The organism is Haemophilus sp. Marseille-P9675 (assembly GCF_916862695.1).
Lineage (GTDB): Bacteria > Pseudomonadota > Gammaproteobacteria > Enterobacterales > Pasteurellaceae > Haemophilus > Haemophilus haemolyticus_K.
On sequence record NZ_CAKASP010000005.1, the window covers coordinates 75,829 to 97,317 of the forward strand.

A 21,489-nucleotide genomic window follows, 5' to 3' on the forward strand; every position below is an offset into this window, starting at 1 on the left:
GGGTACAGATTAATTGAATGATGTTTTTTGATATTTATATTATTAACCCACAACAAATGGCAAGTAGCCCGCACGAATCGCAAATGGAATGGATGTAATGATTACGCCTAATACCAATACGATAATTAAAGTTAGATTTCCTCCCCATACTTTGTATGGCAAATTGGTGTGAGCTCGACGAGCTTTCCAAACAAGACTAACTGGCAATACTACGGCATAGAATGCAAACATTTGACCTGCGTAGCCTAGCGCTAAAATAAAACCTTCAGGATAGAAAAGCGCAAAGACGAGTGGTGGAATGAACGTCATTAAGCCAAGTGAGATACGCCCTGCAGAAATATTAAAGGATCGTTTTAATAAATCTTCGATACATTCCAACAATCCAAGCCCTACGCCTAAGAAAGAAGTAACCAGCGCCAACGTTGAGAATAATTTTACCGCACCTGCGATAATGTTACTGCCAGTGATAGCAAGCGTTGCTTTTACTAAGCCATTTAAGGTGGCATCTTCTTTTAAGATTTGTAAGAACTCATTTTGTGTGAGCAAGCCGTGCGTCGACATTTGCCACAAAATATAAGCGCAAAGGGTAATTGCTGAACCCGCCAAAATAGAAATGCGTAATGCTTTTACGTTGCCATCTAAGTATTTATTTAAACTTGGAATCGAGCCGTGGAAACCAAATGCCGTGAAAAAGACAGGGCTTGCAGAGATAATTAAAGCGTTATCAATTGGCGTCGCCATTAAGTTATCAAATTTGATTTCTGGCAACATTAAGCTTAACACCACGGCAAAGGCTGTAAGCATCACAAAAAATAACACGCGATTAATTTTATCTACGCTATGTGTGCCGATGACAATAAATGAACCAAAAATAACGGTAAATAATAAGATGCTAACTTTATCGCCAAAACTTTCTGGTAATAAATCTTTTAGTAGTGAACCGCCACCGCTGACATAAGCGGCAATTAATGCGTACAAGAAAATAATTAGCACTGCCGTGGCAATAATGCGTCCTGCTTTACCAAAATATTGTTCAGCGAGTGTACCGATACCCGCATCACTTTCCGCAGTTTGATAGAGCTCAACGAATAAAAGAGCGCTAAAAGTTAATAATGCCCAAAGCCCTAATAATAAGACTAAAGTAAAGCCGAATCCGATACCAGCGGAAGTGAGTGGCATTGCCAACATTCCCGCTCCAATCATCGTACCGGCAACGAGAAGTGTGCTGCCTACAGTTTTGTTCATTTTTGTTCCCTTATAGTGTAATGCAAAATTTACATTGATTGTATTTTAAAATTTACATCATGTAAATAACAGAATACAAAATATCTTTATTATTTACCGCACTTTTCTTTTCCCTTTCTGTGTTCATCTCGTTAAAATACTTAGCGAATCAACTAAGACAAAGCTAAGACAAAATAGGAGAGCTTATGATTTACAGTATGACCGCCTTTGCACGCCTTGAAGTGAAAAAAGATTGGGGCGATGCAGTATGGGAAATTCGTTCCGTCAATCAACGTTATTTAGAAAACTTTTTTCGTTTGCCAGAGCAATTCCGAGGATTAGAAAACACATTGCGTGAGAAACTTCGTCAAAATCTTACTCGCGGTAAAATTGAATGTTCTTTGCGCATTGAAACGAAAAAACAAACAAATGCAGAATTGAATTTAAATAAAGAGCTTGCGAATCAAGTGATTCAATCTTTGCAATGGATTAAAAGCCAAGCTGGAGAAGGTGAAATTAATTTGACAGACGTGTTGCGTTACCCTGGTGTGGTGGAAGCGCAAGAGCAAGACTTAGATTCGATTAGTCAAGATTTGTTGACAGCCTTTGATGATTTGCTGACAGATTTTATTGCAATGCGTGGTCGTGAAGGGGAAAAACTGAACGACATTATTCAACAACGCTTAGATGCCATTACGGTGGAAGCGGATAAAGTGCGGTCACAAATGCCGGCAGTTTTACAATGGCAACGTGAACGTTTATTGCAGCGTTTTGAAGATGCTCAAGTGAATCTTGATCCGCAACGTGTGGAACAAGAAATGATTTTATTGGCTCAACGCGTTGATGTAGCGGAAGAGCTCGATCGTTTACAAATGCATGTGAAAGAAACCACGAATATTTTGAAAAAAGGCGGTGCGGTTGGGCGTAAATTAGACTTTATGATGCAAGAATTGAATCGTGAATCGAATACGCTTGCGTCCAAATCCATTAATGCGGATATCACGGCTTCTGCGGTTGAGCTAAAAGTGCTTATCGAACAAATGCGTGAGCAAATTCAGAATTTAGAATAGGAAAGTAGAATGTCTCAATTTATTTCTCTTACTCAATATCAACTGATTGAGGCACATGGTGCGGATGCAGAAAAATATTTGCAAGGGCAGTTAACCACGGATGTTGTTCGATTAGCAAGTGGCGCAACAACACTTACAGCTCACTGCGATCCAAAAGGTAAAATGAATGCAATTTACCGTTTGTTTAAAGTAAGTAGTGAACAATTCTTTTTGCTGATTAAGAAAGATATATTGCCAAGTGGGCTAGATGCCTTGAAAAAATATGCGGTATTTTCAAAAGTTAGTTTTGATTTACGTGATTGGCAAATCATTGGCGTGATAGGTGAAAAATGTGGAAAAATTACACCGCACTTTTCATGGGAAATTGATGGGCAACGTTCAATTTTATTGAATGAAGCCGAATTACCAGTGAATTTTAATGGTAATGAAAAAATTTGGGATGTAGCCGATATTCAATCGGGATTGCCAAATTTAAGCTCACAAACGCAAAATGAATTTATCCCACAAGCGCTAAATTTACAGGTAATTGAGCAAGCCATTTCTTTTACTAAAGGTTGCTATATTGGGCAAGAAACCGTAGCTCGTGCGAAATATCGTGGTGCGAATAAACGCTCAATGTTTGTCTTTAAAGCTCAAACCCAGCAGGAAGTGGAAATTGGCAGTGAAATCGAAATGCAGATTGAATCTAATTGGCGAAAAACCGGCACGATTACAAGTGCGGTTAATTTAGATGGTGTTTTATGGTTGCAAGTTGTGATGAATAACGACACGACAGCTCAACAAAAATTTCGCTTACTAAATGGGGTAGCGCTAGAGTATGTCGTATTGCCTTACTCACTGGGTGAATAAGGCAGTTTAAAAAAACAGGTGATCGAGTTGATTTTATCGATCACCTATTTTTTTATTTGGCTTCAGGTAAATTGATTGCGCCTTCATAGCCTAATTGTCGCCAAGCTTCATAAACCGTTACTGCGACTGAATTAGACAAGTTCATACTGCGACTATTGGCTGTCATTGGAATACGGATTTTTTGTTCCATCGGCATTTCATTTAAAATTGACATTGGAATACCACGAGTTTCTGGGCCAAACATTAAATAATCACCAAGTTCAAACTTCACTTGGCTATGTGCTGGACTGCCTTTTGTTGTAAGTGCAAAGAGACGTTTGGGTTTTTCGCTTTCTAAAAAGGCTTCAAAAGTCTTGTGGCGTTTGATTTCCGCAAATTCGTGATAATCCAAACCTGAGCGGCGTAAGCGTTTATCATCCCAAGTGAAACCTAGCGGTTCAATTAAGTGCAAGCGAAATCCTGTATTGGCGCAAAGGCGGATAATATTGCCCGTATTTTGGGGAATTTCTGGTTCGTATAAAACAATATCTAACATAATTTTTTCTCTAATTTTGATATAAACGATAACTCACCATTCCTGTCGTTTTTTCTTTCAATAACGTCCAGTTTTGAGGTGTGATGAGTGGTTTATCTTTCTCTGTTTCTACGTAAATTAACGCATTGGGTTTTAGCCAATTATTTTCACAAAGCAAATTAATTGCTTGTTCTGCCAAATTAAAATGAAAGGGTGGATCTAAAAACACGATATCAAAGTGCGGTTGATTTTGTGGCTGTTTTAGAAAATCCAAACTACTTTGATTAATCACTGTAGCCTGTTCTGATGAGCATTTGAGCGTTTGCAAATTCTTTTTTAATTGATTGGCGACGGTTTTATCTAATTCTAAAAAAGTCACCTTTTTCGCTTGGCGAGAAAGTGCTTCAAAACCTAATGAACCACTTCCCGCAAAGCCATCTAAACATTCAGACTGATGGATATAAGGCATTAACCAATTAAAAAGCGTTTCTTTCACTCTATCGCCAGTCGGGCGTAAGCCTTCTGAATTTAATACTGGAAGTTTTCGCCCTCGCCATAGCCCAGCAATAATGCGAACCTCGCCCTTTGCATTTGGCGTTTGTATTTTTTTCATAAAGATTCGATTTTTATTGAAAATTGTGCTTAGTTTAGACGATTTTTTGCTAGAATAAACGACATTTTTATCGGATTACAGTTAAGAGAGCATTTTATGGCTGAAGAAAATAAAAAAGGCGGATTTTGGGCGTCGTTATTTGGGCGTAATAAAAAGCAAGATGAACCTAAAATTGAGCCGACAATTGAAGAAGAAAAGATTAAAGATATCGAGCCATCTATTGAAAAACTTGAAACTCATGATTTAGTTGAAGAACCGTCTGAATTAGAGGCAGTAGAAAGTGCGGTGGATTCTAAGCCGTTTTTAGCTGAAAGTATTGAGACGAATGAAATAGTTGAAGAAGAAAAAATACAGGAAATTTCAACCGAATTTGAGCCAGTCGAAGAAATCATCGAATTAAAAAATTTAGAAGATGATCTTCCGGTTACAGAAGCCGTGGTTGAATCTGAAATTGTTGAAGATATTAAAGATGAGCTTCAGCCTGTTGTTGAAATTGAAACTCGCGAAAACCCAAGTGAAGGGGGCTTTTTTAGTCGTTTAGTTAAGGGATTACTGAAAACCAAACAAAATATTGGCGCAGGTTTTCGTAGTTTTTTCTTAGGAAAGAAAATTGATGACGAGTTGTTTGAAGAATTAGAAGAACAACTTTTGATTGCGGATATTGGCGTGCCGACAACAAGTAAAATCATCAAAAATTTGACTGAACATGCAAGTCACAAAGAATTACAAGATGCTGAGCTTTTATATCAACAATTAAAAGCAGAAATGGCGGATATTCTTGAGCCAGTGGCACAGCCTCTTGTGATTGATACTACGAAGAAACCTTATGTTATTTTAATGGTGGGCGTAAATGGCGTAGGTAAAACGACGACAATTGGTAAGCTTGCACGTAAATTTCAGGCTGAAGGAAAATCGGTGATGCTTGCGGCGGGCGATACTTTCCGTGCGGCGGCTGTTGAGCAGCTTCAAGTTTGGGGAGAACGCAATCACATTCCAGTTGTTGCGCAAAGCACTGGCTCTGATTCTGCATCGGTGATTTTTGATGCGATGCAATCAGCGGCTGCACGCAATATTGATATTCTTATTGCGGATACAGCGGGTCGTCTACAAAATAAAAATAACTTAATGGACGAACTGAAAAAAATTGTTCGTGTTATGAAAAAATATGATGAAACTGCTCCACATGAAATTATGCTTACGCTGGATGCTGGGACAGGACAAAATGCTGTTAGCCAAGCGAAGTTATTTAATGAGGCTGTCGGTTTAACAGGGATCTCTCTAACTAAATTAGATGGCACGGCAAAAGGCGGCGTGATTTTTGCCATAGCCGATCAGTTTAAGTTGCCTATTCGCTATATCGGTGTAGGTGAGAAAATTGAAGATTTACGTGAGTTTAATGCCAAAGAATTTATTGAGGCATTATTCGTTCATGAAGAAGAATAAAAAGAATAAGGAAAAATTGTGATTAAGTTCTCAAATGTTTCTAAAGCCTATCATGGTGCAACGCAGCCCGCGTTACAAGGCTTGAATTTTCATCTTCCAGTGGGAAGTATGACTTACTTAGTTGGGCATTCAGGCGCAGGGAAAAGTACATTACTCAAGCTTATTATGGGGATGGAAAAAGCCAACGCGGGTCAAATTTGGTTTAACGGACACGATATTACTCGCTTGTCAAAATATGAAATTCCATTTTTGCGTCGCCAAATTGGTATGGTTCACCAAGATTATCGTTTATTAACAGATCGTACGGTGGTGGAAAATGTGGCATTGCCATTGATTATTGCAGGTATGCATCCAAAAGATGCGCATACACGTGCGATGGCATCTTTAGATCGTGTAGGGTTGCGTAATAAAGCGCACTATTTGCCACCACAAATTTCTGGAGGGGAGCAGCAACGCGTTGATATTGCACGTGCGATTGTGCATAAACCTCAACTCTTACTAGCGGATGAACCAACGGGTAATTTAGACGATGAACTTTCTTTAGGCATTTTTAATTTGTTTGAAGAATTTAATCGCCTCGGAATGACCGTGTTAATTGCTACTCACGACATTAATTTAATTCAACAAAAACCAAAACCTTGTCTTGTACTTGAACAAGGTTATTTACGTTATTAAGGAATAATCATGAGCCGACCAACGGATGCATCCTTTTTTGTTCAAATAGCCTATACTTTGCGTGCAGTATGGACGGATTTATGGCAACGTAAATTTGGCACGCTGCTCACGATTTTGGTGATTGCTGTATCTCTGACAATCCCAACCGTGAGCTATTTAATGTGGAAAAATTTACATTTAGCAACCACTCAATTTTATCCTGAAAGTGAATTGACGATTTATCTTCATAAGAATTTAAGTGAAGAAGATGCGAATTTAGTGGTAGAGAAAATCCGTCAACAAGATGGAGTGGAATCACTGAATTATGTCTCTCGCCAAGAAAGTTTAAAGGAATTTAAAAGCTGGTCTGGCTTTGGTGAAGAATTAGAAATTCTAGATGATAATCCATTACCTGCGGTCGTTATGGTAAAACCAACGAGCGACTTTAATGTTTCAGAAAAACGTGATGAGTTACGTACCAATTTAACTAAAATTAAAGGGGTACAAGAAGTTCGCTTGGATAACGACTGGATGGAAAAATTAACCGCACTTTCTTGGTTAATTGCCCATGTGGCAATTTTCTGTACTGTATTAATGACGATAGCGGTATTTTTGGTTATTGGTAACAGCATTCGCTCTGATGTGTACAGTAGCCGATCAAGTATTGATGTGATGAAATTGCTTGGTGCAACAGATCAATTTATTCTTCGTCCTTATCTTTATACAGGGATGATTTATGCGGTGTTAGGCGGGTTAGTTGCAGCAATTTTTAGTAGCTTTATTATCAGCTATTTTACTTCTGCAGTGAAATATGTAACGGATATTTTTGCCGTTCAATTCAGTTTGAATGGATTAGGCGTTGGCGAATTTGTATTCTTATTAGTGTGCTGTTTAATTATGGGATATGTTGGTGCGTGGATTGTAGCAAAACGACATATTACGCTATTAGATAACCATCATTAATTTTAATATGTGAAGTGCGGTGATTTTTCTAAGTGTTTTTCGATGAGAAAATATGGTGATAAATGACCGCACTTTTTATTTGCTTTGAATAAATCCCTTGCAATTTGTTTAACTTTTGTGTAGTATTTGCAGGCTTTCAATGTGAAAGCCGTTTAATGTAATCATTTATTAAACGTGCATGACGATATGTCACGCTAAACAATGTTTCCGATTTGGAGACTATATAACAGGTAACTTGCACCTCCTTTTCTATTTTGAAGTTAGAATTGTGATTGGTGTTAGTTTTTTATTAGCTAAATTTTATTGGAGCTCTGGTCTAATGCAGAACCAAAGAATCCGTATCCGCTTAAAAGCTTTCGATCATCGTTTGATCGATCAATCTACTGCGGAGATCGTAGAAACAGCTAAACGTACTGGTGCACAAGTTCGTGGTCCAATTCCTTTACCAACTCGTAAAGAGCGTTTCACCGTGTTGATTTCTCCACACGTAAACAAAGACGCACGTGACCAATACGAAATTCGTACTCACAAACGTTTAGTAGATATCGTAGAGCCAACAGAAAAAACTGTTGATGCATTAATGCGTTTAGATTTGGCTGCCGGCGTGGACGTGCAGATCAGCCTAGGTTAATTAAGAGGTTATTACAATGATTGGTTTAGTCGGTCGTAAAGTTGGTATGACCCGTATCTTCAATGAAGACGGTGTTTCTGTACCAGTTACCGTTATCGAAATCGAAGCCAACCGCGTAACTCAAGTTAAAACTCTTGAAAACGATGGCTATACTGCAGTTCAAGTTACTACTGGTTCTAAAAAAGCGAATCGTGTAACTAAACCTGAAGCAGGCCATTTCGTGAAAGCAGGTGTTGAAGCTGGTCGCGGTTTATGGGAATTTCGTACTGAAGGTGAAGAATTCACTTTAGGTCAAGAAATCAATGTTGACATCTTTGCAGATGTTAAAAAAGTAGATGTTACCGGTACTTCTAAAGGTAAAGGTTTCCAAGGTGGTGTTAAACGTTGGAACTTCCGTACTCAAGATGCGACTCATGGTAACTCTTTATCACATCGTGTACTTGGTTCTATTGGTCAAAACCAAACTCCAGGTCGTGTGTTTAAAGGTAAAAAAATGGCAGGACATTTAGGTGCTGAACGTGTAACTGTTCAATCACTTGAAGTTGTTCGTGTAGATGCTGAGCGTAAATTGCTATTAGTAAAAGGTTCTGTACCTGGTGCTATCAATGGCGATGTTATCGTTAAGCCAGCAGTTAAAGCATAAGTCTAGGAGATAGAGATGGAATTACAAGTTGTAGGTGCAAACGCACTAACTGTTTCTGAAACTACCTTCGGACGTGAGTTTAACGAAGCGTTGATCCACCAAGTTGTTGTTGCTTATGCAGCAGGTGCGCGTCAAGGTACTCGTGCGCAAAAAACTCGTGCTGAAGTGTCTGGTTCAGGTAAAAAACCTTGGCGTCAAAAAGGTACAGGTCGTGCTCGTGCTGGTGATATCAAATCACCAATCTGGCGTTCTGGTGGTATAACCTTCGCGGCTAAACCACAAGATCACAGCCAAAAAGTGAACAAGAAAATGTACCGTGGTGCTATCAAAAGCATTCTTTCTGAATTAGTTCGTCAAGACCGTTTGGTTGTTGTTGAAAAATTCGAATTAGATGCACCAAAAACTAAAGTTTTAGTACAAAAATTAAAAGATTTAGCAGTTGAAGATGCATTAATTATCACAGCAAGTTTAGATGAAAATCTATTCTTAGCAGCACGTAACTTATACAAAGTTGATGTACGTGATGTTCAAGGTATCGATCCAGTTAGCTTAATCGCTTTCGATAAAGTGATTGTTACTGTTGACGCTGTGAAACAAATTGAGGAGATCCTAGCATGAGTCAAGAACGTTTGCTAAGCGTGCTACGTGCACCGCACATCTCTGAAAAAGCAACTAACAATGCTGAAAAATCTAACACTGTTGTACTTAAAGTTGCTTTAGATGCGAACAAAGCTGAAATTGCTGCTGCTGTTGCTCAATTATTTGAAGTAAAAGTTGACTCTGTTCGTACCGTGGTTGTTAAAGGTAAAACTAAACGCCGTGGTAGCAAAATGGGTCGTCGCAGCGACTGGAAAAAAGCTTATGTAACTTTAGCCGAAGGCCAAAACTTGGACTTCGTGGACAGTGCAGAGTAATCGGAGGAAATTAGAGAATGGCTATCGTTAAATGTAAGCCGACCTCCGCTGGTCGTCGTCACGTTGTTAAAATCGTGAACCCTGAATTACACAAGGGTAAACCTTACGCACCTCTTCTAGATACTAAGTCTAAAACTGGTGGTCGTAACAACTATGGTCGTATTACTACTCGTCACATTGGTGGCGGTCACAAACAACACTACCGTTTAATCGATTTCAAACGTAACAAGTTAGACATCCCAGCGGTTGTTGAGCGTTTAGAGTATGATCCAAACCGTTCTGCTAACATTGCTTTAGTGCTTTATAAAGATGGTGAACGCCGTTATATCTTAGCACCTAAAGGTCTGTCAGTAGGCGATCAAATCCAAGCTGGCGTAAACTCACCAATTAAAGTGGGTAACTCATTACCAATGCGTAATATCCCAGTTGGTTCAACAGTACATAACGTTGAATTAAAACCAGGTAAAGGCGGTCAAATCGCTCGTTCTGCTGGTGCTTATGTACAAATCATCGCACGTGAAGGCAACTATGTAACTTTACGTTTACGTTCTGGCGAAATGCGTAAAGTATTAGCTGAATGTGTTGCAACAATCGGTGAAGTTGGTAACTCAGAACATATGCTTCGCGTATTGGGTAAAGCTGGTGCTAACCGCTGGAGAGGTATTCGCCCTACAGTTCGTGGTACTGCAATGAACCCAGTAGATCACCCACATGGTGGTGGTGAAGGTCGTAACTTTGGTAAACACCCAGTAACTCCTTGGGGCGTTCAAACCAAAGGTAAGAAAACTCGTCACAACAAACGTACTGATAAATATATCGTACGTCGTCGTGGCAAATAATAGATTAAATTAAAGAGGATTAGCCATGCCACGTTCTCTCAAGAAGGGTCCTTTCCTTGACCTACACTTGTTGAAGAAGGTAGAGAAGGCGGTGGAAAGCGGGGATAAAAAACCAATCAAAACTTGGTCCCGTCGTTCAATGATCATTCCATCAATGATCGGATTGACCATCGCAGTCCATAATGGTCGTCAGCACGTTCCTGTTTATGTATCTGATGAAATGATCGGTCATAAGCTTGGTGAATTTGCACCGACTCGTACATACCGCGGTCACGCGGCAGATAAGAAAGCTAAGAAATAAGAGGTAAATAGATGGAAACTATCGCAAAACATCGTTACGCTCGCACTTCTGCCCAAAAAGCTCGCTTAGTTGCCGATTTAATTCGTGGTAAAAAAGTTGCGCAAGCATTAGAAATCTTAACTTTCACTAACAAAAAAGCAGCAGCTTTAGTGAAGAAAGTTTTAGAGTCAGCTATTGCAAACGCAGAGCACAATGACGGTGCAGATATCGATGATCTTAAAGTTGCTAAAATCTTCGTTGATGAAGGTCCTAGCATGAAACGTGTTATGCCACGTGCTAAAGGTCGTGCAGATCGTATTTTAAAACGTACTAGCCACATTACTGTGGTTGTGTCAGATCGTTAATAAGTAGAGGAATAGCAATGGGTCAAAAAGTACATCCACATGGTATTCGCCTAGGTATTGTTAAACCTTGGAGCTCTACTTGGTTCGCGAATACACAAGACTTCGCTGACAATCTTGAAGGCGATTTCAAAGTACGCAAATTCTTAAATAAAGAATTAGCAAATGCTTCAGTTTCACGTATTACTATTGAGCGTCCAGCTAAAAGTATTCGTGTAACTATTCACACAGCTCGTCCTGGTATCGTAATCGGTAAAAAAGGCGAAGATGTTGAAAAATTACGTAACGCAGTGTCTAAAATCGCTGGTGTTCCTGCTCAAATCAACATTGCTGAAGTGAAAAAACCTGAATTAGATGCGAAATTAGTTGCAGATAGCATCGCTTCTCAATTAGAACGTCGCGTAATGTTCCGTCGTGCAATGAAACGTGCGGTACAAAGCGCAATGCGTTTAGGTGCTAAAGGTATCAAAGTTGAGGTTAGTGGTCGTTTAGGTGGTGCAGAAATCGCACGTTCAGAATGGTATCGTGAAGGTCGTGTACCTCTACATACTCTTCGTGCGGACATCGATTATAACACTGCAGAAGCTCATACAACTTACGGCGTAATCGGCGTTAAAGTATGGATCTTCAAAGGTGAAATTCTTGGTGGAATGGCTGCCGTTGCGCAATCAGAACAACAACCTGCCGACAAGCCTAAAAAGGCTCCTCGCGGTAAAGGTCGTAAGTAAGGAGAAACGCTAAATGTTGCAACCAAAACGTACAAAATTCCGTAAAGTTCACAAAGGCCGCAACCGTGGTATCGCGGGCGGTACTGAAGTTAGCTTCGGTACTTACGGTTTAAAAGCAGTTGGTCGTTGTCGTTTAACCGCTCGTCAAATCGAAGCGGCACGTCGTGCAATGTCACGTGCAGTAAAACGTCAAGGTAAAATCTGGATTCGTGTATTCCCAGATAAACCAATTACTGAAAAACCATTAGAAGTCCGTATGGGTAAAGGTAAAGGTAACGTTGAGTACTGGGTAGCCTTAATCCAACCGGGTAAAGTGCTTTATGAAATGGATGGTGTGTCTGAAGAAGTAGCAAGAAACGCATTTGCATTAGCAGCTGCTAAATTGCCAGTTAAGACCACTTTCGTAACTAAGACGGTGATGTAATGAAAGCTCAAGATTTACGTACAAAAAGTGTTGAAGAGCTGAATGCTGAATTAGTAAACCTTTTAGGTGAACAATTCAAGTTGCGTATGCAGACAGCCACCGGTCAGCTTCAACAAACCCATCAGGCTAAACAAGTGCGTCGTGATATTGCACGTGTAAAAACTGTATTAACCGAAAAGGCGGGTGAGTAATGACTGATAAAATTCGTAGCGTACAAGGTAAAGTTGTTAGCGACAAAATGGAAAAATCTTTCGTTGTTGCTATTGAACGTAAGGTAAAACACCCTTTATATGGTAAATTTATCCGTCGTACAACTAAATTACACGTACACGATGAGAACAATGAAGCCAAAGTTGGTGATACTGTAGAGATTCGCGAATGTCGCCCTCTATCAAAAACCAAATCTTGGACTTTAGTTCGTGTTGTTGAGAAAGCGGTAATCGCTTAATTCACAATGTAACAATAAAAGGCCAATGGTTAATTCCATTGGCTTTTTTACATTTAAGTATTGTAAATTTCAACCGCACTTTTAGTAAATGGGTTTAGAGGATAAAGGTAAATTATCATTGCCTTTCTCTTTTTCTTTTGATAAAATCCGCTACCTATCCGCCGTTCTATCCGAGTAGTGCGGATAGGTTCGTCCCGAAAGGGTGTTTTTTTAATCTTAACGGAGCACTAATATGATCCAAGAACAGACTATGCTGGATGTTGCTGATAATTCAGGCGCTCGCAGCGTAATGTGTATCAAGGTTCTAGGTGGATCGCACCGTCGTTATGCTGCGATTGGTGACATCATCAAAATTACTGTAAAAGAAGCAATTCCACGCGGTAAAGTAAAAAAAGGTGATGTATTAAAAGCAGTTGTTGTGCGCACCAAGAAGGGTGTTCGTCGCCCAGATGGCTCAGTTATTCGTTTCGATGGTAACGCTTGTGTAATTTTAAATAATAACACTGAGCAACCAATCGGTACTCGTATTTTTGGACCAGTGACTCGTGAACTTCGTTCTGAGAAATTCATGAAGATCATTTCTTTAGCTCCAGAAGTACTGTAAGGGGAATGTAATGGCTGCTAAAATCCGTCAAAATGATGAAGTAATTGTTCTTACTGGTAAAGATAAGGGCAAACGTGGCAAGGTAACTAAAGTGTTACCAAACGGTAAAGTGTTTGTTGAAGGTATCAACATTATTACTAAACATGAAAAACCAGTTCCTGCATTAGGAAAAGCTGGTGGTTTAGTGAAAAAAGAAGCTGCAATTGACGTTTCAAATGTTGCGATTTTCAATCCTAAAACAAATAAAGCTGACCGTGTAGGTTTTAGATTCGAAGACGGCAAAAAAGTACGTTTCTTCAAATCTAACAATGAAATTATCTAACAAACTGGAGTAATGCGATGGCGAAACTGCATGATTACTACAGAGATCAAGTAGTAAGCGAATTAAAAAATAAATTCGGCTACAAATCTGTCATGCAAGTCCCACGAATCGAAAAGATTACCCTGAATATGGGTGTGGGTGAAGCATTGACCGACAAAAAATTGCTAGACAACGCAGTAGCGGACTTAGCAGCAATTAGCGGTCAAAAACCTTTAGTAACTAAAGCTCGTAAATCTGTTGCTGGCTTTAAAATCCGTCAGGGATATCCAATCGGTTGTAAAGTAACACTACGCGGTGAGCGTATGTGGGAGTTCTTTGAACGTTTAATTACAATTGCTGTTCCACGTATTCGTGACTTCCGCGGTTTAAGCGCGAAATCATTCGATGGTCGTGGTAACTATAGCATGGGTGTGCGTGAACAAATCATCTTCCCTGAAATCGATTACGATAAAGTAGATCGTGTACGTGGTTTAGATATCACTATCACAACTACTGCTAAGAATGATGAAGAAGGTCAAGCACTACTTGCTGCCTTTAATTTCCCATTCCGTAAATAAGGCAGGTTATAATGGCTAAACAATCAATGAAAGCACGCGATGTAAAACGCGTTAAATTGGCTGAAAAATTCTACGCAAAACGTGTTGAATTAAAGAAAATCATTTCTGATGTCAATGCCTCTGATGAAGATCGTTGGGATGCAGTGTTAAAGTTACAAACTTTACCACGTGATTCTAGCCCATCTCGTCAACGTAACCGTTGCCGCCAAACTGGACGTCCTCATGGCGTTTTACGTAAGTTTGGTTTAAGCCGAATTAAGGTTCGTGAAGCTGCAATGCGCGGTGAAATCCCAGGCCTTAAAAAAGCGAGCTGGTAATATACCACTTTATTTTGGAATCGGAGAAAAAGTACAATGAGTATGCAAGATCCAATCGCAGATATGCTGACCCGTATTCGTAACGGTCAAGCTGCGAACAAAGTTGCAATCAATATGCCTTCTTCCAAGCTAAAAGTGGCAATTGCCAACGTATTAGCTGCTGAAGGTTATATCGAAAGCGTAAAAGTTTTAGAAGGTGCTAAACCTGAATTGGAAATTACTTTAAAATATTTCCAAGGCAAACCAGTTGTAGAAAGCATCCAACGTGTAAGTCGTCCTGGTCTTCGTATTTACAAACGTAAAGATGAATTACCAAAAGTTATGGGCGGTTTAGGTGTTGCAGTTATTTCTACATCTAAAGGTGTTATGACTGACCGCGCTGCTCGTCAAGCAGGTTTAGGCGGTGAGATCATCTGTTATGTAGCTTAATAGAGAGGTAGGAAAATGTCTCGTGTTGCAAAGGCACCTGTTAATATTCCTGCCGGCGTTGAAGTTAAACTCGACGGTCAGCTATTAACAGTAAAAGGTAAAAATGGCGAGTTATCTCGCACAATTCATGAATCAGTTGAAGTAAAACAAGATAACGGACAATTTACGTTCACTCCACGTGAAGGTTTTGTTGAAGCAAATGCTCAATCGGGTACTGCTCGTGCATTAGTTAATGCTATGGTTATCGGTGTTACTGAAGGTTTCACTAAAAAATTAGTATTGGTGGGTGTAGGTTACAGAGCTCAACTTAAAGGCAATGCAATTGCATTAAGTTTAGGCTATTCTCACCCAGTAGAGCACACTTTGCCGGCAGGTATTACTGCAGAATGTCCATCTCAAACCGAAATCGTGTTGAAAGGTGCAGACAAACAGTTGATCGGTCAAGTTGCAGCAGATATTCGTGCTTATCGCCGTCCTGAACCTTATAAAGGTAAAGGGGTACGTTACGCTGATGAAGTGGTACGTATCAAAGAGGCTAAGAAGAAATAATTAAGGTAACACTATGGATAAGAAATCAGCTCGTATCCGTCGTGCAGCTCGTGCTCGTCATATGATGAGAGAGCAAGGTGTAACTCGTTTAGTTATTCACCGCACTCCACGTCATATTTATGCACAAGTTATTGCACCAAACGGTTCAGAAGTGCTTGCCGCTGCTTCAACTGTTGAGAAAGCAATTCGTGAGCAAGTAAAATACACCGGTAATAAAGATGCTGCTGCTGCAGTAGGTAAAGCTGTTGCAGAACGCGCATTAGCAAAAGGCGTTCAAGCTGTTGCTTTTGATCGTTCCGGTTTTAAATATCATGGTCGTGTCCAAACTTTAGCGGACGCTGCACGTGAAGCTGGTCTACAGTTCTAATGAGGTAAATTGAGATGTCAAACATCGAAAAACAAGTTGGTGAACTGCAAGAGAAGCTAATCGCAGTAAACCGTGTATCAAAAACTGTAAAAGGTGGTCGTATTATGAGTTTCACTGCATTAACTGTGGTGGGCGATGGTAATGGCCGAGTAGGTTTTGGTTATGGTAAAGCACGCGAAGTTCCAGCAGCGATCCAAAAAGCAATGGAAAAAGCACGTCGTAATATGATTAACGTTGCTTTGAATGAAGGTACATTACAGCATCCAGTTAAAGGTGTTCATACTGGTTCACGTGTATTTATGCAACCAGCAAGCGAAGGTACAGGTATCATCGCTGGTGGTGCAATGCGTGCAGTATTGGAAGTTGCAGGTGTACGTAACGTTCTTTCTAAAGCGTATGGTTCTACCAACCCAATTAACGTTGTTCGTGCAACTATTGATGCATTAGCAAACATGAAATCACCAGAAATGGTTGCTGCAAAACGCGGTAAAACTGTTGATGAAATCTTGGGGTAATGAATAATGGCTAAAACTATTAAAGTAACACAAGTTCGTAGCTCAATTGCTCGTTTACCGAAGCATAAAGCTACCTTGCGTGGTCTTGGTCTTCGCCATATGCACCACACTGTTGAGTTAATTGATACGCCTGCAGTACGTGGTATGATTAACCAAGTTTCATACATGGTTAAAGTGGAGGAGTAAGAGATGCGTTTAAATACTCTATCTCCGGCTGAAGGTGCAAAGCATAGCGTTAAACGCCTCGGTCGTGGTATTGGTTCAGGTTTAGGCAAGACTGGTGGCCGTGGTCATAAAGGTCAAAAATCTCGTACTGGTGGCGGTGTTCGTCGCGGTTTCGAAGGTGGTCAAATGCCGTTATACCGTCGTTTACCAAAATTTGGTTTTACTTCAATGAAGGCTGCAGTAACTGCAGAAGTTCGTTTGAATGAGTTAACCAAAGTTGAAGGTAATGTAGTAACCTTAGAAACATTAAAAGCAGCAAATATCTTAACTAAAGATATCCAATTCGCTAAAGTAGTTTTAGCGGGTGAAGTGAAATCTGCAGTAACAGTTCGTGGTTTGCGTGTAACTAAGGGTGCAAAAGCAGCAATTGAAGCTGCTGGCGGTTCAGTTGAGGAATAATTAGCAAATGGCTAAACAACCAGGTTATCAAGCAAGAAGTACTAATAGCGGTAAAGGTGAATTAAAAAGCCGATTACTTTTCGTTTTAGGTGCGCTTATCGTTTACCGAATTGGTTCTTTCATTCCGGTTCCTGGTATTGATGCGGCTGTGCTAGCTCAATTAGTTGAACAACAAAAAGGCACCATCATTGACATGTTTAACATGTTCTCTGGTGGTGCATTAAGCCGTGCATCTATCTTAGCATTAGGTATTATGCCGTATATCTCGGCATCTATTGTAATTCAGTTGCTTGCAACGGTTTCTCCTGCTTTAGCAGAATTAAAGAAAGAAGGTGCTGCTGGTCAACGTAAAATTTCTAAGTATACTCGGTATGCGACAGTTGTTTTTGCGACCATTCAGGCAGTAGCTATTTCAACAGGTTTACCAAATATGTTACCTGGCTTAGTGCCAAATGTTGGATTTGGCTTTTACTTCACTTCAGTTGTTAGCTTAGTAACTGGAACTATGTTCCTCATGTGGTTAGGTGAACAAATTACTGAAAGAGGTATTGGTAACGGTATTTCAATTCTTGTTTTTGGCGGTATCGTAGCTGGTTTACCATCAGCTATACTTCAAACTATTGAGCAGGCTCGTCAAGGACAGATGCATCCATTAGTGCTTCTTCTGATCGCAGCTATTGTATTTGCAGTAACTTATTTCGTTGTTTTTGTTGAAAGAGGACAGCGCAGAATTCGCGTTGAATATGCAAAGCGTCAACAAGGTCGTCAAATTTTAGGTGGTCATTCGACACATTTACCATTGAAAGTAAATATGGCAAACGTAATGCCGGCAATTTTTGCCTCAAGTATTATTTTATTTCCAGCTACCTTAACTCAATGGTTTGGACAAAATGATAAGTTTGAGTGGTTAAATAACTTATCTATGTTGTTGAATCCTGGTCAGCCTCTTTATTTACTTGTTTATGCTGTAGCAATTATTTTCTTTAGCTTCTTTTACACTGCAATGCAGTATAATCCGCGAGATACAGCAGATAATCTAAAAAAATCTGGTGCATTTATTCCAGGAATTAGACCAGGGGAACAAACCTCTCGTTATATTGATAAAGTTATGACTCGTCTTACACTGATTGGCGGTCTTTATGTAACGTTTGTGTGTTTAGTTCCTTATATTATGACATCGGCTTGGGATGTTAAATTTTACTTCGGTGGAACATCTCTTTTAATTGTAGTCGTTGTAATTATGGATTTCATCGTGCAGGTTCAGAGTCACTTAATGTCGTCTCAATATGAGTCTGCGTTGAAAAAAGCAAACCTTAAAGGTTTTGGACAATAATTGTTCATTTAGTAGAAAAGGATAAGCAATGAAAGTTCGTGCTTCCGTAAAGAAAATGTGTCGTAACTGTAAAATTGTTAAACGTGAAGGTGTTGTACGTGTATTGTGCAGCGATCCTAAGCATAAACAACGTCAAGGTTAATTCATATTTTTTCTTGCAAAGAACCAGTTGAGCAGTTATACTGCTCAACTCATTTATGTCCTTGGTATTCTGTTTGAGTATCCTGAAAACGGGCTTTTCAAGATCAGAATACCAAATTAGTTAAAATAATAGGAGTGCATAGTGGCCCGTATTGCAGGCATTAACATTCCTGATCACAAACACGCTGTAATCGCTTTAACTGCAATTTACGGTATTGGTAAGACTCGTTCAAAAGCTATTTGTGCTGCAGCGGGTATTGCTGAAGATGTTAAGATCAGAGAATTGTCTGAAGAGCAGATTGACAAACTGCGTGACGAAGTTGGTAAATTTACCGTTGAAGGTGATTTACGTCGTGAAGTAACACTAAACATCAAACGTCTTTTAGACTTAGGTTGTTATCGTGGTTTACGTCACCGTCGTAGTTTACCGGTACGTGGTCAACGTACTAAAACTAATGCGCGTACCCGTAAGGGTCCACGTAAGCCGATCAAAAAATAGTCGGGGTAAATAAAGAATGGCTAAAACACCAGTTCGTGCACGTAAACGTGTAAAAAAACAAGTCGTAGATGGCGTAGCACATATTCACGCATCTTTCAATAATACAATCGTTACTATTACTGACCGTCAAGGTAACGCTCTAGCATGGGCGACTGCAGGTGGTTCAGGTTTCCGTGGTTCTCGTAAATCTACCCCGTTCGCTGCGCAAGTTGCTGCTGAACGTTGTGCTGAAATTGTTAAAGAATTCGGCTTAAAGAACTTGGAAGTTATGGTTAAAGGTCCGGGTCCAGGTCGTGAATCTACAATTCGCGCGTTAAACGCAGCGGGTTTCCGTATCACGAATATTACTGATGTGACTCCGATTCCTCATAACGGTTGTCGTCCACCGAAAAAACGTCGCGTTTAAGACGTATATAGGATAGTTGGAGAAAGAAAATGGCAAGATATTTGGGTCCAAAACTCAAGCTCAGCCGTCGTGAAGGTACTGATTTATTTCTTAAATCAGGCGTGCGTGCGATTGATTCAAAATGTAAAATTGATACAGCACCTGGTCAACATGGTGCTCGTAAACCGCGTTTGTCTGACTATGGTAGTCAATTACGTGAAAAACAAAAAGTTCGTCGTATCTATGGTATTTTAGAACGTCAATTCCGTAACTACTATAAAGAAGCAAACCGTTTAAAAGGTAACACTGGTGAAAATTTATTAGTGTTATTAGAAGGTAGATTGGATAACGTTGTTTATCGCATGGGATTTGCTGCAACTCGTGCAGAAGCTCGCCAATTAGTGAGCCATAAAGCGATTGTTGTAAATGGTCGTGTTGTTAACATTCCATCTCTCCAAGTTTCTGTAAATGATGTTGTTGCTGTTCGTGAGAAATCTAAAAAACAAGCACGTATTAAAGCATCATTAGAATTAGCAGAACAAAGAGAAAAACCAACATGGTTAGAAGTTGATTCTGCAAAAATGGAAGGTGTGTTCAAACGTGTTCCTGAGCGTTCTGATTTATCAGCAGATATTAACGAACATCTGATCGTTGAGCTTTACTCTAAATAATAGTTAAGCTTAAAAGCAAAGAGAGGATAAAATGCAGGGTTCTGTTACAGAATTTTTAAAACCACGTTTAGTAGATATTGAACAAATTAGTTCAACTCATGCTAAAGTGATCTTAGAGCCGTTAGAGCGTGGTTTTGGCCATACTCTAGGTAATGCATTACGTCGTATCCTTCTGTCTTCAATGCCAGGTTGTGCTGTAACTGAAGTGGAAATTGATGGCGTATTGCACGAATATAGTAGTAAGGAAGGTGTTCAAGAGGATATTCTTGAAGTTCTTTTAAACCTTAAAGGTCTAGCGGTTAAAGTACAGAATAAAGATGATGTTATTCTGACACTAAATAAATCTGGAATTGGCCCTGTTGTTGCAGCGGATATCACCCATGATGGTGATGTTGAAATTGTGAATCCGAATCATGTAATCTGTCACTTAACTGACGAAAATGCATCAATCAGTATGCGTATTCGAGTTCAGCGTGGTAGAGGATATGTTCCAGCTTCAGCTCGCACTCATAGTCAAGCAGAGGAGCGTCCAATTGGCCGCTTACTTGTTGACGCTTGTTATAGCCCAGTTGATCGCATTGCATATAATGTTGAAGCAGCTCGTGTTGAACAACGTACTGATCTAGATAAACTTGTTATTGAGTTAGAAACTAATGGTACGCTTGAGCCTGAAGAAGCAATTCGTCGTGCTGCAACAATCTTAGCAGAGCAACTCGATGCATTCGTTGATTTGCGTGATGTTCGTCAACCTGAAATTAAGGAAGAAAAACCGGAATTTGATCCGATTTTATTACGTCCTGTAGATGATTTAGAGTTGACAGTTCGTTCTGCTAACTGTTTGAAAGCAGAAACAATTCATTATATCGGTGATTTAGTACAACGTACAGAAGTTGAATTATTAAAAACACCTAATCTTGGTAAGAAATCTCTTACTGAAATTAAGGATGTGCTCGCTTCACGTGGCTTGTCACTTGGTATGCGCCTTGAAAATTGGCCACCAGCAAGTATTGCTGAAGACTAGTTTGGTCATAGGTTAAGATTTTTCTGAGAAGGATAAGATCATGCGCCATCGTAAGAGTGGTCGTCAACTAAACCGTAATAGCAGCCATCGCCAAGCGATGTTTCGTAACTTAGCAAGTGCTTTAGTTAGTCATGAAATCATTAAGACTACTTTGCCTAAAGCTAAAGAATTACGCCGTGTAGTTGAACCGTTAATTACATTAGCAAAAGTAGATAGCGTTGCAAACCGTCGTTTAGCATTCGCTCGTACTCGCAACGTTGAAACTGTTGCAAAATTATTCAATGAATTAGGTCCACGTTTTGCTCAACGTGCAGGTGGCTACACTCGCATCTTGAAATGTGGTTTCCGTGCAGGTGATAATGCTCCAATGGCATATATTGAGCTAGTTGACCGCCCAGAAGTTGTTGATGCAGCATCTGCGGAATAGTAGTTGATATTTTAAGAAAAACCCACTTTATAGTGGGTTTTTTTATATATTTAGAGAATTAATGATATAAAGTAGAAGAGCGTTAGTTTCTAATATGTTTTTATGGATTTTTAGAAAATTATTTAATAG

36 protein-coding genes are annotated in these 21,489 nt (G+C 39.7%); 33 read left to right on the plus strand and 3 right to left on the minus strand.

What is annotated here, in order from left to right:
* Nucleotides 1–42 precede the first annotated feature (42 nt).
* Complete coding sequence (locus LIX50_RS07815) at nucleotides 43–1,245, minus strand: aromatic amino acid transporter (RefSeq protein ID WP_048952541.1); 1,203 nt, start codon at nucleotides 1,243–1,245, stop codon at nucleotides 43–45.
* Between the two features lie 185 nt (nucleotides 1,246–1,430).
* Between LIX50_RS07815 and LIX50_RS07820 the strand changes: the two genes are divergently transcribed.
* A complete protein-coding gene (locus tag LIX50_RS07820) occupies nucleotides 1,431–2,294 on the plus strand; it encodes a YicC/YloC family endoribonuclease (RefSeq protein WP_048952542.1) in 864 nt (287 codons plus the stop codon).
* A 9-nt stretch (nucleotides 2,295–2,303) separates the two neighbouring features.
* A complete protein-coding gene (locus LIX50_RS07825; RefSeq protein WP_048952543.1) occupies nucleotides 2,304–3,143 on the plus strand; it encodes a YgfZ/GcvT domain-containing protein in 840 nt (279 codons plus the stop codon).
* A 52-nt stretch (nucleotides 3,144–3,195) separates the two neighbouring features.
* Here LIX50_RS07825 and trmL read toward each other — a convergent pair whose 3' ends face one another.
* Together trmL and rsmD are read right to left on the minus strand one after the other, a co-directional pair.
* Nucleotides 3,196–3,678, minus strand: a complete 483-nt coding sequence (trmL, locus tag LIX50_RS07830) for a tRNA (uridine(34)/cytosine(34)/5-carboxymethylaminomethyluridine(34)-2'-O)-methyltransferase TrmL (RefSeq protein WP_048952544.1) — start codon at nucleotides 3,676–3,678, stop codon at nucleotides 3,196–3,198.
* A 10-nt stretch (nucleotides 3,679–3,688) separates the two neighbouring features.
* Complete coding sequence (gene rsmD, locus LIX50_RS07835; protein ID WP_048952545.1) at nucleotides 3,689–4,270, minus strand: 16S rRNA (guanine(966)-N(2))-methyltransferase RsmD; 582 nt, start codon at nucleotides 4,268–4,270, stop codon at nucleotides 3,689–3,691.
* A 96-nt stretch (nucleotides 4,271–4,366) separates the two neighbouring features.
* Between rsmD and ftsY the strand changes: the two genes are divergently transcribed.
* The 31 genes from ftsY to rplQ all read left to right on the plus strand — a co-directional run bounded on the left by ftsY (nucleotide 4,367) and on the right by rplQ (nucleotide 21,360).
* Nucleotides 4,367–5,713 carry a signal recognition particle-docking protein FtsY gene (gene ftsY / locus LIX50_RS07840; RefSeq protein WP_048952546.1) on the plus strand — a complete coding sequence of 449 codons (1,347 nt, stop codon included), beginning with the start codon at nucleotides 4,367–4,369 and terminating at the stop codon, nucleotides 5,711–5,713.
* 18 nt (nucleotides 5,714–5,731) lie between these two features.
* A complete protein-coding gene (ftsE, locus tag LIX50_RS07845) occupies nucleotides 5,732–6,388 on the plus strand; it encodes a cell division ATP-binding protein FtsE (RefSeq protein WP_005635730.1) in 657 nt (218 codons plus the stop codon).
* A 9-nt stretch (nucleotides 6,389–6,397) separates the two neighbouring features.
* The gene (gene ftsX, locus LIX50_RS07850; protein WP_048952547.1) at nucleotides 6,398–7,330 is read left to right on the plus strand and encodes a permease-like cell division protein FtsX; all 933 of its coding nucleotides are present in this window, start codon (nucleotides 6,398–6,400) and stop codon (nucleotides 7,328–7,330) included.
* A gap of 319 nt (nucleotides 7,331–7,649) precedes the next feature.
* Complete coding sequence (gene rpsJ / locus LIX50_RS07855) at nucleotides 7,650–7,961, plus strand: 30S ribosomal protein S10 (RefSeq protein WP_001181005.1); 312 nt, start codon at nucleotides 7,650–7,652, stop codon at nucleotides 7,959–7,961.
* A gap of 16 nt (nucleotides 7,962–7,977) precedes the next feature.
* A complete protein-coding gene (gene rplC / locus LIX50_RS07860; protein ID WP_005632753.1) occupies nucleotides 7,978–8,604 on the plus strand; it encodes a 50S ribosomal protein L3 in 627 nt (208 codons plus the stop codon).
* A 15-nt stretch (nucleotides 8,605–8,619) separates the two neighbouring features.
* Nucleotides 8,620–9,222 carry a 50S ribosomal protein L4 gene (rplD, locus tag LIX50_RS07865; protein ID WP_005625901.1) on the plus strand — a complete coding sequence of 201 codons (603 nt, stop codon included), beginning with the start codon at nucleotides 8,620–8,622 and terminating at the stop codon, nucleotides 9,220–9,222.
* Nucleotides 9,219–9,518 (plus strand): 50S ribosomal protein L23, encoded by a 300-nt coding sequence (gene rplW, locus LIX50_RS07870; protein WP_005625900.1) that lies wholly within the window; start codon nucleotides 9,219–9,221, stop codon nucleotides 9,516–9,518. Before rplD ends, rplW begins: the two co-directional genes overlap by 4 nt.
* A gap of 17 nt (nucleotides 9,519–9,535) precedes the next feature.
* Nucleotides 9,536–10,357, plus strand: a complete 822-nt coding sequence (gene rplB, locus LIX50_RS07875; protein ID WP_005625898.1) for a 50S ribosomal protein L2 — start codon at nucleotides 9,536–9,538, stop codon at nucleotides 10,355–10,357.
* Between the two features lie 25 nt (nucleotides 10,358–10,382).
* Nucleotides 10,383–10,658, plus strand: coding sequence for a 30S ribosomal protein S19 (gene rpsS, locus LIX50_RS07880; RefSeq protein WP_005539416.1), 276 nt, complete (start codon nucleotides 10,383–10,385; stop codon nucleotides 10,656–10,658).
* 11 nt (nucleotides 10,659–10,669) lie between these two features.
* A complete protein-coding gene (gene rplV, locus LIX50_RS07885) occupies nucleotides 10,670–11,002 on the plus strand; it encodes a 50S ribosomal protein L22 (RefSeq protein ID WP_005625897.1) in 333 nt (110 codons plus the stop codon).
* 17 nt (nucleotides 11,003–11,019) lie between these two features.
* A complete protein-coding gene (rpsC, locus tag LIX50_RS07890; protein ID WP_005625894.1) occupies nucleotides 11,020–11,727 on the plus strand; it encodes a 30S ribosomal protein S3 in 708 nt (235 codons plus the stop codon).
* A gap of 13 nt (nucleotides 11,728–11,740) precedes the next feature.
* A complete protein-coding gene (gene rplP, locus LIX50_RS07895) occupies nucleotides 11,741–12,151 on the plus strand; it encodes a 50S ribosomal protein L16 (RefSeq protein WP_005625890.1) in 411 nt (136 codons plus the stop codon).
* Entirely contained in the window at nucleotides 12,151–12,342 is a 192-nt protein-coding gene (gene rpmC / locus LIX50_RS07900; protein ID WP_005625888.1) for a 50S ribosomal protein L29, read from the plus strand. Before rplP ends, rpmC begins: the two co-directional genes overlap by 1 nt.
* Nucleotides 12,342–12,599, plus strand: a complete 258-nt coding sequence (gene rpsQ / locus LIX50_RS07905) for a 30S ribosomal protein S17 (RefSeq protein WP_005625886.1) — start codon at nucleotides 12,342–12,344, stop codon at nucleotides 12,597–12,599. Before rpmC ends, rpsQ begins: the two co-directional genes overlap by 1 nt.
* Before the next feature lie 232 nt (nucleotides 12,600–12,831).
* Nucleotides 12,832–13,203, plus strand: a complete 372-nt coding sequence (rplN, locus tag LIX50_RS07910) for a 50S ribosomal protein L14 (RefSeq protein WP_005548786.1) — start codon at nucleotides 12,832–12,834, stop codon at nucleotides 13,201–13,203.
* 10 nt (nucleotides 13,204–13,213) lie between these two features.
* Complete coding sequence (gene rplX, locus LIX50_RS07915) at nucleotides 13,214–13,525, plus strand: 50S ribosomal protein L24 (protein ID WP_048952548.1); 312 nt, start codon at nucleotides 13,214–13,216, stop codon at nucleotides 13,523–13,525.
* A 17-nt stretch (nucleotides 13,526–13,542) separates the two neighbouring features.
* On the plus strand, nucleotides 13,543–14,082 hold the full coding sequence (gene rplE / locus LIX50_RS07920; protein WP_005625881.1) for a 50S ribosomal protein L5: 540 nt from the start codon (nucleotides 13,543–13,545) through the stop codon (nucleotides 14,080–14,082).
* An 11-nt stretch (nucleotides 14,083–14,093) separates the two neighbouring features.
* Entirely contained in the window at nucleotides 14,094–14,399 is a 306-nt protein-coding gene (gene rpsN / locus LIX50_RS07925; RefSeq protein ID WP_005625879.1) for a 30S ribosomal protein S14, read from the plus strand.
* A gap of 36 nt (nucleotides 14,400–14,435) precedes the next feature.
* On the plus strand, nucleotides 14,436–14,828 hold the full coding sequence (gene rpsH / locus LIX50_RS07930) for a 30S ribosomal protein S8 (protein WP_005625877.1): 393 nt from the start codon (nucleotides 14,436–14,438) through the stop codon (nucleotides 14,826–14,828).
* A gap of 15 nt (nucleotides 14,829–14,843) precedes the next feature.
* Complete coding sequence (gene rplF / locus LIX50_RS07935) at nucleotides 14,844–15,377, plus strand: 50S ribosomal protein L6 (protein ID WP_009500767.1); 534 nt, start codon at nucleotides 14,844–14,846, stop codon at nucleotides 15,375–15,377.
* A gap of 13 nt (nucleotides 15,378–15,390) precedes the next feature.
* Complete coding sequence (gene rplR / locus LIX50_RS07940) at nucleotides 15,391–15,744, plus strand: 50S ribosomal protein L18 (protein WP_005625873.1); 354 nt, start codon at nucleotides 15,391–15,393, stop codon at nucleotides 15,742–15,744.
* 14 nt (nucleotides 15,745–15,758) lie between these two features.
* Entirely contained in the window at nucleotides 15,759–16,259 is a 501-nt protein-coding gene (rpsE, locus tag LIX50_RS07945) for a 30S ribosomal protein S5 (RefSeq protein ID WP_005625871.1), read from the plus strand.
* Between the two features lie 6 nt (nucleotides 16,260–16,265).
* Nucleotides 16,266–16,445: a 50S ribosomal protein L30 gene (gene rpmD / locus LIX50_RS07950; RefSeq protein ID WP_005543631.1), complete on the plus strand. Its 180-nt coding sequence runs from the start codon at nucleotides 16,266–16,268 to the stop codon at nucleotides 16,443–16,445.
* A gap of 3 nt (nucleotides 16,446–16,448) precedes the next feature.
* Nucleotides 16,449–16,883 carry a 50S ribosomal protein L15 gene (gene rplO, locus LIX50_RS07955; protein ID WP_048952549.1) on the plus strand — a complete coding sequence of 145 codons (435 nt, stop codon included), beginning with the start codon at nucleotides 16,449–16,451 and terminating at the stop codon, nucleotides 16,881–16,883.
* A gap of 7 nt (nucleotides 16,884–16,890) precedes the next feature.
* The gene (gene secY, locus LIX50_RS07960) at nucleotides 16,891–18,216 is read left to right on the plus strand and encodes a preprotein translocase subunit SecY (protein ID WP_005625869.1); all 1,326 of its coding nucleotides are present in this window, start codon (nucleotides 16,891–16,893) and stop codon (nucleotides 18,214–18,216) included.
* Nucleotides 18,217–18,244: 28 nt separating this feature from the next.
* Nucleotides 18,245–18,358, plus strand: a complete 114-nt coding sequence (gene rpmJ, locus LIX50_RS07965) for a 50S ribosomal protein L36 (protein ID WP_005625868.1) — start codon at nucleotides 18,245–18,247, stop codon at nucleotides 18,356–18,358.
* Nucleotides 18,359–18,499: 141 nt separating this feature from the next.
* Entirely contained in the window at nucleotides 18,500–18,856 is a 357-nt protein-coding gene (gene rpsM, locus LIX50_RS07970; protein ID WP_005625867.1) for a 30S ribosomal protein S13, read from the plus strand.
* 16 nt (nucleotides 18,857–18,872) lie between these two features.
* On the plus strand, nucleotides 18,873–19,262 hold the full coding sequence (gene rpsK / locus LIX50_RS07975; RefSeq protein WP_005543603.1) for a 30S ribosomal protein S11: 390 nt from the start codon (nucleotides 18,873–18,875) through the stop codon (nucleotides 19,260–19,262).
* A 29-nt stretch (nucleotides 19,263–19,291) separates the two neighbouring features.
* Nucleotides 19,292–19,912 (plus strand): 30S ribosomal protein S4, encoded by a 621-nt coding sequence (gene rpsD, locus LIX50_RS07980; protein ID WP_048952550.1) that lies wholly within the window; start codon nucleotides 19,292–19,294, stop codon nucleotides 19,910–19,912.
* 31 nt (nucleotides 19,913–19,943) lie between these two features.
* Nucleotides 19,944–20,933 (plus strand): DNA-directed RNA polymerase subunit alpha, encoded by a 990-nt coding sequence (locus tag LIX50_RS07985; RefSeq protein WP_005625865.1) that lies wholly within the window; start codon nucleotides 19,944–19,946, stop codon nucleotides 20,931–20,933.
* A gap of 40 nt (nucleotides 20,934–20,973) precedes the next feature.
* Nucleotides 20,974–21,360 carry a 50S ribosomal protein L17 gene (gene rplQ / locus LIX50_RS07990; RefSeq protein ID WP_048952551.1) on the plus strand — a complete coding sequence of 129 codons (387 nt, stop codon included), beginning with the start codon at nucleotides 20,974–20,976 and terminating at the stop codon, nucleotides 21,358–21,360.
* Nucleotides 21,361–21,489 lie beyond the last annotated feature (129 nt).